The 16,653-nt window shown below is 69.6% G+C and carries 14 protein-coding genes and 1 pseudogene; 12 read left to right on the forward strand and 3 right to left on the reverse strand.

The features are described 5' to 3' along the window. Positions 1 to 31: 31 nt before the first annotated feature. Entirely contained in the window at positions 32 to 3,844 is a 3,813-nt protein-coding gene (locus tag ACWDX9_RS06030) for a LamG-like jellyroll fold domain-containing protein (RefSeq protein ID WP_449949587.1), read from the forward strand. On the opposite strand, the gene ACWDX9_RS06035 is transcribed toward ACWDX9_RS06030, so the two are convergent. Beyond that, positions 3,841 to 4,671 (reverse strand): glycosyltransferase, encoded by an 831-nt coding sequence (locus ACWDX9_RS06035; protein ID WP_449949589.1) that lies wholly within the window; start codon positions 4,669 to 4,671, stop codon positions 3,841 to 3,843. The two genes, ACWDX9_RS06030 and ACWDX9_RS06035, sit on opposite strands and share 4 nt — an antisense overlap. Then, positions 4,665 to 5,222 (reverse strand): dTDP-4-dehydrorhamnose 3,5-epimerase, encoded by a 558-nt coding sequence (gene rfbC / locus ACWDX9_RS06040; protein ID WP_449949591.1) that lies wholly within the window; start codon positions 5,220 to 5,222, stop codon positions 4,665 to 4,667. Before rfbC ends, ACWDX9_RS06035 begins: the two co-directional genes overlap by 7 nt. Here rfbC and ACWDX9_RS06045 point away from each other — a divergent pair. From ACWDX9_RS06045 to ACWDX9_RS06095, 11 genes and pseudogenes are all read left to right on the forward strand, one after another. Further along, a pseudogene (locus tag ACWDX9_RS06045) lies at positions 5,221 to 5,502 on the forward strand (class I SAM-dependent methyltransferase); the annotation flags it as partial. The gene rfbC and the pseudogene ACWDX9_RS06045 sit on opposite strands and share 2 nt — an antisense overlap. Before the next feature lie 93 nt (positions 5,503 to 5,595). Next, positions 5,596 to 6,525, forward strand: coding sequence for a class I SAM-dependent methyltransferase (locus ACWDX9_RS06050; protein WP_449949697.1), 930 nt, complete (start codon positions 5,596 to 5,598; stop codon positions 6,523 to 6,525). Beyond that, positions 6,522 to 7,301, forward strand: a complete 780-nt coding sequence (locus ACWDX9_RS06055; protein WP_355206657.1) for a sugar phosphate nucleotidyltransferase — start codon at positions 6,522 to 6,524, stop codon at positions 7,299 to 7,301. The genes ACWDX9_RS06050 and ACWDX9_RS06055 overlap by 4 nt, the downstream gene beginning before the upstream one ends. Then, complete coding sequence (locus ACWDX9_RS06060; protein ID WP_449949594.1) at positions 7,298 to 7,945, forward strand: PIG-L deacetylase family protein; 648 nt, start codon at positions 7,298 to 7,300, stop codon at positions 7,943 to 7,945. Before ACWDX9_RS06055 ends, ACWDX9_RS06060 begins: the two co-directional genes overlap by 4 nt. After that, positions 7,945 to 8,961: an NAD-dependent epimerase/dehydratase family protein gene (locus tag ACWDX9_RS06065; protein WP_449949597.1), complete on the forward strand. Its 1,017-nt coding sequence runs from the start codon at positions 7,945 to 7,947 to the stop codon at positions 8,959 to 8,961. Before ACWDX9_RS06060 ends, ACWDX9_RS06065 begins: the two co-directional genes overlap by 1 nt. Continuing rightward, entirely contained in the window at positions 8,958 to 10,223 is a 1,266-nt protein-coding gene (locus ACWDX9_RS06070) for a DUF4910 domain-containing protein (RefSeq protein ID WP_449949600.1), read from the forward strand. The genes ACWDX9_RS06065 and ACWDX9_RS06070 overlap by 4 nt, the downstream gene beginning before the upstream one ends. After that, entirely contained in the window at positions 10,220 to 11,200 is a 981-nt protein-coding gene (locus tag ACWDX9_RS06075) for a hypothetical protein (RefSeq protein ID WP_449949603.1), read from the forward strand. Before ACWDX9_RS06070 ends, ACWDX9_RS06075 begins: the two co-directional genes overlap by 4 nt. Positions 11,201 to 11,211: 11 nt before the next feature. Continuing rightward, positions 11,212 to 12,687, forward strand: a complete 1,476-nt coding sequence (locus ACWDX9_RS06080; RefSeq protein WP_449949605.1) for an oligosaccharide flippase family protein — start codon at positions 11,212 to 11,214, stop codon at positions 12,685 to 12,687. A gap of 15 nt (positions 12,688 to 12,702) precedes the next feature. Beyond that, positions 12,703 to 13,581, forward strand: a complete 879-nt coding sequence (locus ACWDX9_RS06085; RefSeq protein ID WP_364264203.1) for a glycosyltransferase family 2 protein — start codon at positions 12,703 to 12,705, stop codon at positions 13,579 to 13,581. Positions 13,582 to 13,588: 7 nt separating this feature from the next. Then, positions 13,589 to 14,410: a hypothetical protein gene (locus ACWDX9_RS06090; RefSeq protein WP_350733533.1), complete on the forward strand. Its 822-nt coding sequence runs from the start codon at positions 13,589 to 13,591 to the stop codon at positions 14,408 to 14,410. 130 nt (positions 14,411 to 14,540) lie between these two features. Then, positions 14,541 to 15,392, forward strand: a complete 852-nt coding sequence (locus ACWDX9_RS06095) for a hypothetical protein (RefSeq protein WP_449949608.1) — start codon at positions 14,541 to 14,543, stop codon at positions 15,390 to 15,392. On the opposite strand, the gene ACWDX9_RS06100 is transcribed toward ACWDX9_RS06095, so the two are convergent. After that, positions 15,385 to 16,509 carry an acyltransferase family protein gene (locus ACWDX9_RS06100; protein WP_364264206.1) on the reverse strand — a complete coding sequence of 375 codons (1,125 nt, stop codon included), beginning with the start codon at positions 16,507 to 16,509 and terminating at the stop codon, positions 15,385 to 15,387. The genes ACWDX9_RS06095 and ACWDX9_RS06100 overlap by 8 nt on opposite strands. Between the last annotated feature and the right edge of the window lie 144 nt (positions 16,510 to 16,653).

The following is a 16,653-nucleotide window of genomic DNA, read 5'->3' on the forward strand; positions in this document are numbered from 1 at the left end:
CTCGGGGGAGTTTCGGCTCAAGGGGGTTCTCGTGTTGAGGCGGCTTCGCCATGCGCTCCTTTCCGTCCTGCTACTCACCACCGGCCTGACGCTCATCGCACCGTCCGCGGCGCAGGCGCTGCCGGGCAGCTTCCAGAGACAGGTCGTCTTCAGCGGACTGATCAACCCGACCAACATCGAGTTCGCCTCGGACGGCCGGGTGTTCGTCGCCGAGAAGAGCGGCCTGATCAAGGTCTTCGACTCGATCACCGACACCACGCCGGCGATCTACGCCGACCTGCGCACGCAGGTGCACAACTTCTGGGACCGCGGGCTGCTCGGCATGGCCCTGCACCCGAACTTCCCGGCCGACCCGCGCATCTACGTCCTGTACGCCTACGACGCGGTGCCCGGCGGCACCGCGCCGCGCTGGGGAACGGCGGGCGTGAGCGCCGACCCCTGCCCGACCCCGCCCGGCGCCACCGGCGACGGCTGCCTCATCACCGGGCGCTTATCCTCGCTGGCGCCCTCGGGCGGCTCGGTCGTCGAGACCCCGCTGATCACCGACTGGTGCCAGCAGCACCCCAGCCACTCCGTCGGCGACCTCAAGTTCGGCCCCGACGGCATGCTCTACGCCAGCGGCGGCGACGGTGCCAGCTTCAACTTCGCCGACTACGGCCAGGACAACCTGACCAGCTCCGACGTCACCCCGGACAACCCGTGCGGCGACCCGCCGTCGCCGGTCGGCACGGCGCTCACCCCACCGTCCGCCGAGGGCGGCGCGCTGCGCTCGCAGGACCCGCGCACCGGCGGCGACCCCGCGGCACTCAACGGCACCGTGATCAGGATCGACCCGAACACCGGCGCGGCCGCCCCCGGCAACCCCAACGCCGGCAGCAGCGACCCCAACGTGGCCAGGATCATCGCCTACGGCCAGCGCAACCCGTTCCGGTTCACCATCCGGCCGGGCACCGGCGAGGTCTGGGCCGGTGAGGTCGGCTGGAACACGTGGGAGGAGATCAACCGGATCGCCGACCCCACCGGCCCGGTGAAGAACTTCGGCTGGCCCTGCTACGAGGGCGCCGCCAGGCAGGGCGGCTACGACAACCTCAACCTGACCCTCTGCGAGAACCTCTACGCGGAAGGCGCCGCGGCGCACGCGCTGCCGTACTTCTCCTGGAACCACGGCTCCAAGCCCGCGCCGAACGACCCGTGCCCGTCCGGCGGCTCCTCCTCCAGCGGCGTGGCCTTCTACAACGGCGGCCCCTACCCCGACGCCTACGACGGCGCGATGTTCTTCTCCGACTACAGCCGATCGTGCGTCTGGGTCATGACGAAGGGGGCCAACGGCCTGCCCGACCCGGCCACCATCACCACGTTCGACTCGGGCATGCCCGCCGTGGAGCTGCAGACCGGCCCCGGCGGAGACCTCTTCGCGGTCGACTTCACCAACGGGCAGATCATCCGCTACCTCTACAACAACACCCCGCCGACCGCGGTCATCGGCGCGAGCGCCACGTCGGGCAACGCGCCGCTCGCCGTGAACTTCACCTCCGCCGGATCCGCGGACGCCGACGGCGACCCGCTCACCTTCCGGTGGGACCTGGACGGCGACGGCGACTTCGACGACTCCACCTCGGCCACCCCGTCCTTCACCTACACCCAGCCGGGCTCCTACGTGGTGAAGCTGCGCGCCGACGACGGGCGCGGCGGCCTGGGGGACGCCACCGTCACGATCAACGTGGGCAACACGGCGCCGACCGCGACCATCAACTCCCCGTCGGCCGCCCTCACCTGGGCGGTCGGTGACACGATCGCGTTCTCCGGCACCGGCACGGACGCCCAGGACGGCACGATCCCGGGGTCGCGGATGTCCTGGAAGCTGATCATGCATCACTGCCCCGGCACCTGCCACGAGCACGAGATCACCACGTTCACCGGCGCGAGCGGGTCCTTCGCCGCTCCGGACCACGAATACCCCGCTCACCTGGAGCTCAGGCTGACCGTGACGGACGCGCACGGCCTCACCGACACCAAGAGCGTGACGCTCCAGCCGAAGACGGTGAACCTGACCTTCCAGACCGCGCCCACCGGGCTGCAGCTCGGCTTCAACAGCGAGCAGACCGTCGCCCCCTTCACCCGTACGGTGATCGTGGGCTCCCACAACTCGGTCTCCGCGCCCTCGCCGCAGAGCGCCGACGGCTTCAGCCACACGTTCACCTCCTGGTCCGACGGCGGCGCAGCAAGCCACAACCTCACCGCGCCCGCCACCGCGGCGACCTACACCGCGACCTACCAGCGGTCACAGACGCCGGACGGCCTGGTGGCCGCCTACGCGATGGACGAGGGCGGCGGCACGGCCGTCGCCGACGCCTCCGGCAAGGGCAACAACGGCACGGCCGCGAACACCGCGTGGAACGTGACCGGCAAGTACGGCCAGGCGCTGTCGTTCAACGGCACGTCGAGCTGGGTGACGGTGGCCGACTCCGCCTCGCTGCGGCTGACCGGCGGGATGACCCTGGAGGCATGGGTACGGCCCACGAGCGTCGCCGGGTGGCGGACGGTGCTGATGAAGGAGTTCGGCGCCGATCTGGCCTACGCGATCATGGGCAGCGGGAGCAGCGGCCCGGCGGCGTTCATCTACACCTCGTCGGGGGCCAATGCTCCGGCGGCGGGCAATCTGCCGTTGAACACCTGGAGTCATGTGGCGGCGACGTATGACGGGTCGACGTTGCGGATGTTCGTGAACGGCACGCAGGTCGCCACGAACCCGACCGGCGGCAACCTGCGTACCGGGACGAGTCCGTTGCGGATCGGTGGCAACAGCGGCTCCGGTGAGTACTTCAGCGGTCTCATCGACGAGGTCCGCGTCTACAACAAGGCACTCACCGCGGCACAGATCACCACCGACATGAACACCCCCGTCGGACAGCCGGGACCGCCCGACACCCAGGCGCCCACCGCACCGGGGTCCCTGGCGGCGACCGGCGGCCCGGGCAGCGCCCAGCTGACCTGGACGGCCTCGACCGACAACGTGGGGGTGACCGGGTACACCGTCCACCGGTCCGCCACCGCCGGGTTCACCCCGTCCGGCGCCAACCAGGTCGGCTCGACCGCGAGCACCTCGTTCACCGACTCGGGTGTCGCGGCGGGCACGTACTACTACCGTGTGGTGGCCTTCGACGGGTCCAGCAACACCAGCCCGTCGTCCAACGAGGCGTCGGCCGTCGTGACCCAGCCGCCCACGGTCAGCGGGCTGGTGGCCGCCTACGGGATGAACGCGGGCAACGGCACCGCCGTCGCCGACGCCTCCGGCAACGGCAACAACGGCACGGCCACCGCGGCGACCTGGTCGGCCGGCAAGTACGGCCAGGCGCTGTCGTTCAACGGCACGTCGAGCTGGGTGACGGTGGCCGATTCCACGTCGTTGCGGCTGACCGGCGGGATGACCCTGGAGGCATGGGTACGGCCGGACAACGTCTCGGGGTGGCGGACGGTGCTGATGAAGGAGTTCGGCAGCGATCTGGCCTACGCGATCATGGGCAGCGGGAGCAGCGGCCCGGCGGCGTTCATCTACACCTCGTCGGGGGCCAATGCGCCGGCGGCGGGCAATCTGCCGTTGAACACCTGGAGTCATGTGGCGGCGACGTATGACGGGTCGACGTTGCGGATGTTCGTGAACGGTACGCAGGTGGCCACCAATCCGACCGGTGGCAACCTGCGTACCGGGACGAGTCCGTTGCGGATCGGTGGCAACAGCGGCTCCGGCGAGTACTTCAGCGGTCTCATCGACGAGGTCCGCGTCTACAACAAGGCACTCACCGCGGCCGAGATCACCACCGACATGAACACGCCGGTCGGTTAGTCCCGGCTGCTCTCGTCACGCAGCCAGGTGGTGTAGTCGCCCGCGCGGATCGCGCGGGCGGCTCTCCGCCTGGCCAGCACCGCCACCATGACGAAGACGACCGCCGCGCCCACCAGGCGCGGGTCTCCGGCCACGATGGCCAGCAGGTCCCGCATGCCCGTGCGCTCCCCGGCCGTGGCCGAGGCCTGCTCCAGCTCGCTCACGCTGGTCGTGGCCCGCACCCGGCGGCGCATCAGGTCGGCGACGGTACGCGGAGTCTGGATCACCGCACGCGCGCCGGCCACGATCACGCGCTCGTCCGGCGAGAACGCCAGCGAGGCGGCCAGATCGTCGGCCATCGCCGGCGGCAGGGCACGGATCCGCGCGTTGCCCTCGTCGTTCACCGCGATGACGCCCCGGCCGAACAGCCCGGCGCGCACGTGCGGCAGCCGCGTCCAGATCGCGTAGTAGGCCCGGATCGGCCACGGGCGATCGGCCAGCGCCAGCTCCCGCTCGGGCGCGGCGGCGAGCGGCCCGTCCGGCGCGGCCAGCACACCGGCCAGCGCGCGGACGGAGGCGGTGCTCAGCTCGATGTCGGCGTCCACGTACAGCCGGGGATATCCGCGTGCCGCCTCGTCGCCCAGCCGCAGCGCCTCGCGCTTGGAGGGGACCGGCGTGGTCACGACGCGGACGTCGTACGGCTGCGCCGCGGCCACCGTGCCGTCGGTGCAGCCGTTGGCCACCACCACGACGTCGAACTCGCCGGGCATGGCCTCCCGGAGCAGGCCGTCCAGCAAGCGGCCGATCACCTTGGCCTCGTTGTGGGCCGGTATCACGACACTTACCACGATGGGAGTATCCCCGCTTCCTGAGCCTGCTTGAGCGTGGGCGCCGCGCCGTCCTTGGCCGAGAGGATCGGCTCCCCGTCGAGCGGCCATTCGATGCCGAGATCCGGGTCCAGCGGGTGGACGCCGTGCTCGCGCGCCGGGTCGTACGTGGTGGAGCAGAGGTAGAGGACGGTGGCCGACTCGCTGAGCGCCATGAAGGCGTGTCCCAGGCCCTCGGAGAGGTAGATCCCGCAGCGCGACACGTCGTTCAGCCGCACCGCCTCCCACTGGCCGAAGGTAGGCGAGCCGACGCGCACGTCCACGACGACGTCGAGCACCTCGCCCGAGACGCACATGACGTATTTGGCCTGGCCCGGGGGGACGTCGGCGAAGTGGACGCCGCGGAGCACGCCGCGTCTGGAGACCGAACAGTTCACCTGCGCGAGGTCCATCGATTGCCCCAGCGCCTCCCGCAGGTCGGCGGCGCGGAAACTTTCCAGGAAGTCGCCCCGCGGATCGCTGTGGATGCGGGGGGTGTAGACAAATGCTCCACTGATGCTCAGGTGCTTCATGAAGATACTTGTAACACTCCTTGGCGCCCACCCGAAGTACGGCTGTGGGTTTGCCATAGGGGGAAATCTTGTCATTTTCGGGTGGGGCCCATTGTTGAGGACATCGTGCCGGCTGTGTGGTTCGGCCGACCTGGTCGGTGTGGTGGATCTCGGGGCGACTCCGCCCTGTGAGCTCTTCCTCACCGCGGAACAGCTCGACGAGCCCGAGCTCACTTATCCACTTCACCTGCGGGTCTGCACCAGTTGCTGGCTGGCGCAGATACCGCCGCTGATCACACCGGAAGAAACTTTCACCGAATACGCCTACTTCGCGTCTTATTCCGCCTCATGGGTGGAACACGCACGGCAGTTCGTCGACTCCGCTGTGGAACGTTTGAAGCCGTCTTTCGTGGCCGAGGTGGCCAGCAACGACGGCTACCTGTTGCAGCACGTCGTCGAGCGCGGCATCAGGTGCCTGGGCATCGAGCCGTCGGCCAACGTGGGAAAGGCGGCCAAGGACAAGGGCGTGCCGACGCTCACCGCGTTCCTGACGCCGGAGACGGGCGCCGCGGTGCGGGCCGAGAACGGGCCGGCCGACCTGGTGGTGGCCAACAACGTCTACGCGCACATCCCCGACGTGGTCGGCTTCACCGAGGGCCTGCGGGCCCTGGTCGCCGACGACGGGTGGGTGTCGATCGAGGTCCAGCACCTGCTCACGCTCATGGAGCTGAACCAGTACGACACGATCTACCACGAGCACTTCCAGTACTACACGGTCGCCTCCGCGCAGCGGGCGCTGGCCTCCGGCGGGCTGACGCTGGTGGACGTGGAGCTGCTGCCCACCCACGGCGGATCCATCCGGCTGTGGGCCCGGCCGTCGGGGAGCCCGTCCGATCGGGTGCTCGACGTGCTCGCGCGGGAGAAGGCGGCCGGACTTCACGATCTGTCCGGCTACGCCGGGTTCGCCGACCGGGTCGCACGCGTCCGCCGCGACCTGCTCCGCTTCCTGATCGACGCCGCGGAGGAAGGCAAGACGGTCGTCGGCTACGGCGCGCCGGGAAAGGGCAACACGCTCCTCAACCACTGCGGCATCCGCCAGGACCTGCTGGCCTACACGGTTGACCGCAATCCCTACAAGCACGGCAGATTCACTCCGGGCACCCGGATCCCCATCGCCGCTCCGGAGCGCATCGCTCAAGATCGCCCGGACTATGTGCTGGTCCTGCCGTGGAACCTGCGCGAAGAGCTCACCGCTCAGCTCTCCTATGTGCACGAATGGGGAGGCCGTCTGGTCTTCCCGATCCCACACCTGGAGGTCGTGTGAAGGTTGTCCTGTTCTGTGGAGGCTTCGGCACGCGCATGCGTACGGGTGTGCCGGGCGAGGTGCCCAAGCCGATGGCGCTCGTCGGCCCGCGGCCGCTGCTCTGGCACGTCATGCGTTACTACGCGCACTTCGGGCACAAGGAGTTCATCCTGTGCCTGGGCTACGGTGCCCACCACATCAAGGACTTCTTCCTCGGCTACCAGGAAGCCACGTCCAACGACTTCGTCTTACGCGGCGGCAAGGTCGAGCTGCTGTCGAGCGACATCTCCGACTGGTCCATCTCGTTCGTGCAGACCGGGACCAACTCCCCGATCGGCGAACGGCTGCGCCGCGTCCGTCATCACCTGGACGGCGACGAGATGTTCCTCGCGAACTACGCGGACGTGCTCACCGACGCGCCGCTGCCCGACATCATCGACCGCTTCACCGAGTCGGGCGCGGCCGCCTCGATGATGGTCGTGCCGCCGTCGCAGACCTTCCACTGCGTGGACGTGGGCGAGAACGGCCTGATCGGCGGCATCTCGCCGGTCAGCGAGATGCCGGTGTGGGTCAACGGCGGCTATTTCGTGCTGACCCAGGAGGTCTTCGAGCACATCCCGGAGAACGGCGACCTGGTCGCCGACGGCTGCGTGGAGCTGGCCAAGCGCGGACGCCTGCTGGCATACCCGCACCGCGGTTACTGGCGGCCGACCGACACCGTGAACCAGCGCATGGAGCTGGACGAGGCCTACTCCCGGGGCGAGCGCCCGTGGGCCCTTTGGGAACGGTCCCGGTGATCGGTCTGCGCGCGGGGCGGCTCGACGGCATCGTGGCGCTCGCCGCGCACTGTGACGACCTGGCGATCGGAGCGGGCGGCAGCCTGCTGACGGTCTGCGCCGCCCATCCCGGCATCCGCGTGGACGCGCTGGTGCTGTCCGGCGGCGGCACCGAGCGCGAGGACGAGGAGCGCGCGGCGCTGGCGGACTTCTGCCCGGGCGCCGAGCTCCGCGTCACCGTGCTGAAGCTGCCCGACGGCTACCTGCCGGCCAGGTGGGAGGAGGCCAAGGCCGCGGTGGAGGAGCTGCGCGCCCGTACCGACCCCGGCCTGATCTTCGCACCCTGGCGGGGCGACGCCCACCAGGACCACCGCGGGCTGGCCAAGCTGGTGCCCACGGCCTTCCGCGACCACCTGACGCTCGGCTACGAGATCGTCAAATGGGACGGCGACCTCGCCGCGCCCGCCGTTTTCCAGCCGCTGACGGAGGAGGTGGCGGAGCTGAAGGTCGACCTGCTCCAGCGCCACTACGCCTCCCAGCGGCACCGGCCCTGGTACGACCGCGAGGCGTTCCTGGGCCTGGCCCGCATCCGCGGCATCGAGTGCCACGCGCGCTACGCCGAGGCGTTCCACGTTTCCAAGCTCACCGTCGATCTGGAGAACTGATGCGGGTACTTCTCACGGGCCACCAGGGCTACCTGGGCAGCGTGATGGCCCCCATGCTGGCCGAGGCCGGGCACGAGGTGGTCGGCCTGGACTCCGGCCTGTTCGCCGACTGCCTGCTCGGCCCCGCGCCCGAGAAGATCGAGGCGCACGCGGTGGACCTGCGTGACGCGGGTCCCGAACACGTGGCGGGATTCGACGCGGTGATCCATCTGGCCGCGCTGTCCAACGACCCGCTCGGCGCGCTCGCGCCCGACCTGACCTACGACATCAACCACCACGCCTCGGTCCGGCTGGCCAGGCTGGCCAAGGAGGCGGGCGTGCGCCGCTTCCTCTACGCCTCCACCTGCTCGGTCTACGGCGCGTCCGGCGGCGAGGAGCTGCTGGACGAGGACGCGCCGCTGCGGCCGGTGACGCCGTACGCCGAGTCCAAGGTGCGGGTCGAGGACGATCTGGTCACGCTGGCCGACGACGACTTCACGCCGGTGTTCCTGCGCAACGCCACCGCCTTCGGGTTCTCCCCGAGGCTGCGCGCCGACATCGTGCTGAACAACCTGGTGGGCCACGCGCACCTGACCGGCGAGGTCCGGGTGCTGTCCGACGGCACGCCGTGGCGTCCGCTGGTCCACGCCAGGGACATCGCCGACGCCTTCGCGGCCGCTCTCGTCGCGCCCCGCGAAGCCGTGCACACGACGGCCTTCAACGTCGGCACCGAGGTCAACAACGTGACCGTCGCCGAGATCGCGGCCGAGGTCGTCGCCGCGGTGCCCGGATCGACGCTGAGCATCACCGGCGAGACGGGATCCGATCCGCGCTCCTACCGCGTCGACTTCTCCCGGATCAGGTCCGAGCTGGGCTACGAGGCGCGCTGGACGGTCAAGGCGGGCGCGGTGGAGCTGATCGACGCCTACCGCGAGCACGGTCTGACGAAGCAGGACTTCGAGCGCCGCTTCACCCGGCTGGCCCGGCTCGCCGACCGGCGCGAGGCCGGCACCGTCGACGACACCCTGCGCCCATGACCGGCGCGGAAATGCACGCCCTGGTACGGCGGCTCTACCCGCTGTGCCGGAGCATCACCGGCGACGGGCTGCGGCAGACCCTGGAGATCATCGGCGAGTCGATCCCGCTGGAGATCACCCAGGTGCCGACCGGGACCAAGGTCCTCGACTGGACGATCCCCCGGGAGTGGAACATCCGCGACGCCTCCATCAAGGACGCCGCGGGCAACAAGGTGGTCGACTTCCAGGACTCCAACCTGCACGTCGTGGGATACAGCGTGCCGGTCGAGGCCACGATGTCCCTGGAGGAGCTGCGCGGGCACCTGCACACCCTGCCCGAGCAGCCGGACCTGATCCCGTACCGGACCAGCTACTACGCCGAGACCTGGGGCTTCTGCCTGAGTCAGAAAACCCTGGACGGGATGACCGACGGCCCGTACGAGGTCAGGATCGACTCCACGCTGGCCGACGGGTACCTGACCTACGGCGAGTACGTGGTCCCCGGCAGCAGCTCCCAGGAGGTGCTGATCTCCTGCCACGTCTGCCATCCCTCGCTGGCCAACGACAACCTGGCCGGCGTGGCGGTGGCCGTCGCCCTGGCGCAGCGGCTGTCCGATCCCTGGTACACCTACCGGTTCATCTTCGCGCCCGGCACCATCGGCGCGATCACCTGGCTCGCCCTGAACCGGGAGCGCACCGACCGGATCAGGCACGGCGTGACGCTGGCCTGCGCGGGGGACAGCGGCACGATCACCTACAAGCGCAGCAGGCGCGGCGACGCCGAGATCGACCAGGTCTTCGCGCACGTGCTGAAGGACCGGCCGCACACCGTCCTGGACTTCTCCCCGTACGGCTACGACGAGCGGCAGTACTGCTCGCCGGGGTTCAACCTCGCCGTCGGCTCGTTGACCAGGACGCCGTACGGCGGATACCCGGAATATCACACCTCGGCTGACAATCCCGACTTCGTGCGTCCCGAGGCGATGGAGGACACCCTTGAGACGCTGTGGACGGCCGTGCGGGTTCTGGAGGGCAACCGCCGCTACCAGAACCTCAGCCCGTACGGCGAGCCCCAGCTGGGAGCCCGGGGCCTGTACGGGTCACTCGGCGGGCGCAGTGACACGAAACAAGCGCAGATGGCGATGTTGTGGGTGTTGAGCCTTTCCGACGGGCTGAACAGTCTCCTGGACATCGCGGAACGGTCGAACCTGCCGTTCCAGGCAATAGCGGACGCGGCACATGCCCTGCAGAACGCGGGCCTGGTGAAGGAGTGGATGGGTTGAACCTGGCGCTGAAAGTCGGCGACGTGGTCGAGGTCCTCAGTGCGGAAGAGATCCTCGCCACGCTCGATGACAAGGGGGAGCTGGACAGCCTCCCTTTCATGCCGGAGATGCTGCGATTCTGCGGGCAGCGGCTCACCGTTCACAAGGTGGCCAACAAGCTCTGCGACACGATGACCAGAACCGGGATGCGGCGCATGGAGGACGCCGTCCATCTGACGGGCTCCCGCTGCGACGGGTCGGCCCACGGCGGCTGCCAGACGGCCTGCCTGCTCTACTGGAAGACCGCCTGGCTCAAGCGGGTGGACGGGCTGCCCACCTCGGAGCCGGCCGTCCGCTCCGAGCGGCCGCTGCTGCCGATCCTCGAGGTCAACACCCGGCGGGAGCCGGGGCCGGAGGGCAAGGAGCGCTTCCGCTGCCAGGCCACCGAGCTGCTGCGCGCCGCCCCGGAACGGCTCCCGTTCCGGGACATGAGCCAGTACGTCACCGACATCCAGGTGGGCAACGCCGGGGTCGGACCGACCCTCCGCACGCTCTTCTTCGGGCTGTTCAACCGCTACCAGCGCGTGTCCAGGAAGTTCCCGAAATGGTTGCGCATCAAGGGCGGCCTGGCCTGGGGCTTCGTACGGCCGGGCCCGCACGCCGGCCCCACGCCGACGGGAACGACCGACCTCCAGCCGGGTGAGCTGGTGCGGATCAAGTCCAGGGACGAGATCATCGCCACGCTGAACGCCAAGGGGTTCAACCGCGGGCTGGGCTTCGAGGAGGACATGGCGCGTTCGTGCGGTCGCGTCGCCCGCGTGAGCGCCCGCGTCGAGCGCTGCATCGACGAGAAGACGGGCGAGATGCTGGAGATGAAGAACCCCTGCATCGCGCTCGAAGGAATCATCTGCGACGGCGTCTACAAGTCCAACTGCCCCCGCGCGTTCGTCCCGTTCTGGCGGGAGATCTGGCTGGAGCGGATCAGCGAGCCTAGCTAGGGAAGGCCGGCATGGCAGAGCAATCGGGCCCGGATATCAGCGACATCGGGCGTAAAGCGGGCCGAGGGGCCGTGTGGAGCTTTCTCGGCACACTGGTCACCCGCGCGGGCTCGTTCATCCTCGGCCTGATTCTGGCCAGACTCCTCGCGCCAGAGGATTTCGGCATCTACGCCGTCGCGCTCGCGGCCACCCAGTTCGTCATGGTGGTCAAGGACGTCGGCGTCATGTCGGCCGTCGTGCAGTGGCGCGGGCGGCTGGAGGACATCGCGCCCACGGCGACGACCCTGACCATGATCTCCGCACTGGGTCTGTACGGGATCTTCTGGGTCGGCGCGCCGTACTTCTCGGCGCTGGCGGGCAGCGCGGAGGCCACGTCCGTGGTGCGCATCCTCACCGCGGTCATCCTCGTCGAGGCGGTCACCGCGGTGCGCAGCGCGGCCCTGTTGCGCTGGTTCCGCACGGGCAAGAACGCCAAGGCGGTCCTCGCCGGCTTCCTGGTCAACGCGCCGGTGGCGATCATCCTGGCGGTCAACGGGGCGGGCGCGTACAGCTTCGCCTGGGGGCAGCTCGTGGGAGCCGTGGTCACCGGCGTCTTCATGCTGCTCTACGCGCGCCTGCCCTACCGGTTCGGGTTCGACCGGCAGATCGCGGCCAAGCTGCTGCGGTTCGGCATCCCCTCGGCGGCGGGGATCGCGCTGGAGATCATGCTGCTCAACGTGGGCTACATCATCGTCGGCAACATCATGGGCGACGCGTGGCTGGGCTTCTACCTGATGGCCTTCAACGTGTCGAGCTGGGTGCCCGGCATCATCGGCAGCGCCATCCGCATGGTGTCGATCGCCGGCTTCTCCCGGCTGGCCGAACGTGACGAGGAGTCCCTGTCGCTCGGCGTGCAGCGAACCGTGCCGCTGCTCATCGCCATGGTGCTGCCGCTGGCCGTCTTCATGGCGCTGCTCGCGCACCCGATGATCATCTTCATCTACGGCCCGAAGTGGGAGCTGGCCGCCGGCGTGCTGCGGTTCCTGGCGGTCCTGATGGTGGTGCGCATGCTCACCTCCTTCGCGCTCGACATCCTGAACGGGCAGGGCGCCACCCGCTCGACGGTCTGGATGAACCTCGGGCACGCGGCGGCGATGATCCCGGCGGTCATCGTCGGCACGCATCTCGACGGCATCCGCGGCGCCGCGATCGGGCAGGCGGCCGCCGCCGTGCTCGTCGCCCTTCCGCTCGCCGTGCTCGCCGTGCAGAGAGCCGGGGTACGGCTCGCCCCGGCCCTGCCGGGACTCGCCCGCCCGGCGGCGGGAGCGCTGGTGTGCGCGGCCGTCATGCTGGGCCTCGCGATGCTGACCCAGGGGAGCCCCCTGGTCCAGCTCATCGTGGCGGGCGGCGGCGGCCTGCTGGCCTACGTGCTGGTCGTGGTGACCCGCGACCAGTTCCACATTGTGAGCGATCGCCTGGTGCGGCTGCTTCCCGCCCGCGCGCGATGACCTCGAGGAGAAGCGATGCTGGTGTCCATCGGAATCCCGGTCCGCAACGGTGCGGACCGCCTGGAGGCGGCCGTACGCTCGGCGCTCGCCCAGGACCACGCCGAGATCGAGGTGGTGATCTCGGACAACGCCTCCACGGACGGCACGGAGGAGCTCTGCCGCGAGCTGGCGAGGCAGGACGGCCGCATCGCCTACTACCGGCAGCCGCGTGACCTGCACGTGGTCGGGAACTTCGTGGAGGTGCTGCGGCGGGCGCGGGGGGAGTTCTTCCGCTGGATGGGCGACGACGACCTGCTCGAACCGGGCTACGTCTCCCGGAGCCTGGAGCCGTTCCTGGCCGATGAGCGGCTCATCCTGGTCACCTCGGACGTCAGCTACACCGGGGCGGACGGGACGGTCCACCAGCCCCGCTACCGCGGCACCCAGATGCTCTCCGACGATCCCATCGACCGCCTGGACGAGCTGTGGGACGTCGTCACCACCCAGCACCACGGGCTCGACCCCCTCTACGGCCTGATGCGGCGCGAGCAGGTGGCCGCCGTGCCCCGGCCGCTGATGATCCGCGAGGACGAGGTCTACGCCACCATGCTCGCGCTGACCGCGCCCTGGGGTCACGTGCCGGAGACGCTCGCCCACCGCAACCTGCGCGAGCGGCGCCTGCCCGGGATCGCCGCGGCGCTCGGGGTGCCGGCCTGGACCGCGCATTTCGCCACCACGCTGCAGTTCCGGGCGATGTACCGAGCCGTGCGGCTCATGGAGCTGTCCACGGAGCAACGCAACCGCGCCCACGCCGTGCTGCTGCGTACCTACTATCGCCGGCAGCACCAGATGCTGACGCACCGCAGCCGCAAACTCGCCGGGTTGGCCGCCCGACTCGTCTCCTCGAAAGGGTGATCTGCTCGTGTTGATTCGCATCGTGCGGCTGCTCATGCAGCCGGGCCGGATCCTGCTGGCCGCCATGCGGCGCCTGCCGTTCGGCTCGTACGAGCTGCGCTGCTCGCTCGACCTCTACCCGAGGCCGCACTACGCCTACGGCGTGCAGCAGGCGGCCGAGCTGGCCAGGCGCCTCGGCGTCGGCCGGATCAGCGTGGTGGAGTTCGGCGTCGCGGGCGGGGCGGGCATGGTGGAGCTCAACCGCATGGCGGCGCTGGCGTCGGCCGCGTCGGGCGTGAAGATCGACGTCTACGGCTTCGACACCGGCGCCGGGCTGCCCAAGCCCACCGACTTCCGGGACCTGCCCTACATCTGGCGCGAAGGCGACTTCGTCATGGACGTCGACGCCCTGCGGGCCCGGCTGGGGGAGGCCACCCTGATCCTGGGCAACATCGAGGACACGGTCGGCGAGTTCCTGGACGGCGAGCGTCCGGCGCCGATCGGGTTCGTCTCCATCGACGTGGACTTCTACTCCTCGACCGCGGCGGCGCTGCGGCTGTTCGGGGGCGACCACAAGTACTTCCTGCCCCGCGTGTTCTGCTACCTCGACGACACCGTCGGCGACGACGACCAGATCATCCACAACGAGTATGTCGGCGAGCTCAGCGCGATCCGGGAGTTCAACGAGGACAACGAGCTGATGAAGCTGGCGCCGATCAACGGGCTGCGGCACAAGCGCCCGGTTCCGGCCCCCTGGAACGACAACATCCAGGCGCTGCACCGCTTCGACCACCCGGACTATTCGGTCTACGTGGGCAGGCCGGACACGCAGACGCAGTTGCCTCTGTAACCCCTCCAACCCCCTGTAACGAAGATGCGGGCAAAGGCGAGAGAAGGGAAAAGAACCACGCGAGGGGGAAAATCTCGCTATGTCCGTTTTATTGGCAAATAGCCGAATCAACGATGATGTCCGGCGCAAAATGCTCTTCCAGGGAGACCTCTTCCTCTACTCGGCGACGCCTGCCTCGACCAAGCTGATCGAGTTCGCCCGCGAGTTGATCGAGGAGGCGTTCGAGGGCCGCGACCCCCAGACCGCCCAGTACGAGATGCCGGTCGAGGAGTTCGCGGCACTGCTCGCGGACCTCAAGCCGCGCTTCATCCACCACCCCACCAGCAAGAAGCTCCTCGTCACCCTGCTCGAGGAGCTGGGCATGGCGCTGGACAAGACCTACTTCGACGTGCCGAGGCTGCGCACCTCCACCGCCGATCACTACCTCGACTCCGGCATCTCCTACGCCTACCACGCTCATCGCGACTGCTGGTACGCCGCGCCGTTCTGCCAGGTCAACTGGTGGATCCCGATCTACGAGGTGGTCCCGGAGAACGTCTTCGCGCTGCACCCGCAGTACTTCGACCGCCCCGTGCGCAACGGCAGCGGCCGCTACGACTATGCGGAGTGGACCGCCGTCAGCCGGCCCACGGCCGCCCAGCACATCCACAGCGACACGCGGGAGCAGCCCAAGCCGGAGGAGGCGCTCGATCTCGAAACCGAGCTCCGGCTGGTGCCGGAGCCGGGCGGCATGCTGCTCTTCTCCGGGGCGCACCTGCACTCGACCGTCACCAACACCTCCGGCAGGACCCGGTTCAGCATCGACTTCCGCACCGTCCACATCGACGACGTCCGCTCCCGCGCGGCGGCGCCCAACGTGGACGCCACCTGCCGCGGCACCACCCTGCGCGACTTCTACCGGGCCGACGACCTGACACGTATCCCGGAGGAGCTCGCGGCGGAGTACGAGGCCGAGGCCGAGGCGCTGGCCAAGCTCACCTGACGAACCGCGCGCGTACGGCGTCGCGCAGGCCCCTCCAGCTCCGGTGCCGTTGGAAGGGCAACTCGAAGACCGAGGCGAACAACCACGCCGTCCCCACGCTCACCGGCACTGCCAGGGCGAGCGTGAGGAGAAAGGTCGGCATGCCCGGTGGCACGTGCGGGGCGACGACGAGCCGGTTGATCATGACGACGAGCGGTGAGTGGATCAGGTAGAGGCTGTAGGAGAAGGAGCCCAGCCGCCGGAGCGGACGCGTGTCGAGCAGCCGTACGAGCCAGACCGGCTTGCCCGTCGCCACGCCCGTCAGCAACAACCCGGCGGCCGGGCCGACCGCCAGATCCACCCAGAAGAAGTTCGCGACCACCCAGACCGGCCCGGCGACCACGATCAGCAGGAGCACCGGGACCGCGGCGGCCGCCGCGAACCAGTGCCAGGGCAGCCGCTCCGTACGCTCCTGCGCGCGCACGACGCCGGCGCAGACCGCGCCCACGGCGAAGAGCACGGCGAACTGCGGCGTCAGCCGCATCAGCAGGTCCACGGCCGGCACGGAGGGCGCCAGCGCCCCCACCGCCACGACGATCAGGGTCACCGCGCCGAGCATCACCGCCGCGCCCATCTTGCGCAGGACCAGCAGCATCAGCGGGAACACCAGGTAGAGCTGCGCCTCGACGGCGATCGACCACAGGGCCCCGTTGGGGCTGGGGGAGCCGAAGACGTCCTGCAGGAGGAGCCCGTAGATGAGGGCCGACTGCCCGGTGGGCGTCTGCTGCCCGGGCTGCGGGATGACCGTCCACGCGATCACCAGGCTGAACGCCAGCGCCGCCCAGTAGGGCGGCAGGATGCGCCAGGCGCGGCGGTTGAGGAACGTGGGGATGCCCCCGAGCTGCCAGCCGGACCGGGCGGGCGAGATCGCCAGCGAGAAGCCGGACAGGACGATGAACACCACGACCGCGAAGTGGCCGTAGAGCAGCCATCCCGTCCACCAGGGCGCGTCGTTGACCGGGAACCCGGGGAAGGACAGGAGCCAGCAATGGTGCAGGACGACGAACAACGCCGCCAGCCCCCGTAAGCCGTCGAGCCCGGTCAGCCTGCGCCGCGTCGCCGGACGCTCTACCGTCATCCCCACCGAAGCCCCCGTCGCCGTAGTCGGTAGGTCTATCGCTGCGACTACGCGCGGTGTAACCGTTCTACGGAGATGTAACGTCTGGCCGCGAATGGGCGATGGTCCGCTATAGAGCAAGCATTGCTGATGCGGGGGAACGTA

This window comes from Nonomuraea sp. NPDC003201 (assembly GCF_053590415.1).

Coding starts and splice junctions, on each gene's coding strand:
- rfbC (WP_449949591.1), bottom strand. CDS start 5,222: ATGAAGCACCTGAGCATCAGTGGAGCATTTGTCTACACCCCCCGCATC.
- ACWDX9_RS06065 (WP_449949597.1), top strand. CDS start 7,945: ATGCGGGTACTTCTCACGGGCCACCAGGGCTACCTGGGCAGCGTGATG.
- ACWDX9_RS06070 (WP_449949600.1), top strand. CDS start 8,958: ATGACCGGCGCGGAAATGCACGCCCTGGTACGGCGGCTCTACCCGCTG.
- ACWDX9_RS06080 (WP_449949605.1), top strand. CDS start 11,212: ATGGCAGAGCAATCGGGCCCGGATATCAGCGACATCGGGCGTAAAGCG.
- ACWDX9_RS06085 (WP_364264203.1), top strand. CDS start 12,703: ATGCTGGTGTCCATCGGAATCCCGGTCCGCAACGGTGCGGACCGCCTG.
- ACWDX9_RS06095 (WP_449949608.1), top strand. CDS start 14,541: ATGCTCTTCCAGGGAGACCTCTTCCTCTACTCGGCGACGCCTGCCTCG.
- ACWDX9_RS06100 (WP_364264206.1), bottom strand. CDS start 16,509: ATGACGGTAGAGCGTCCGGCGACGCGGCGCAGGCTGACCGGGCTCGAC.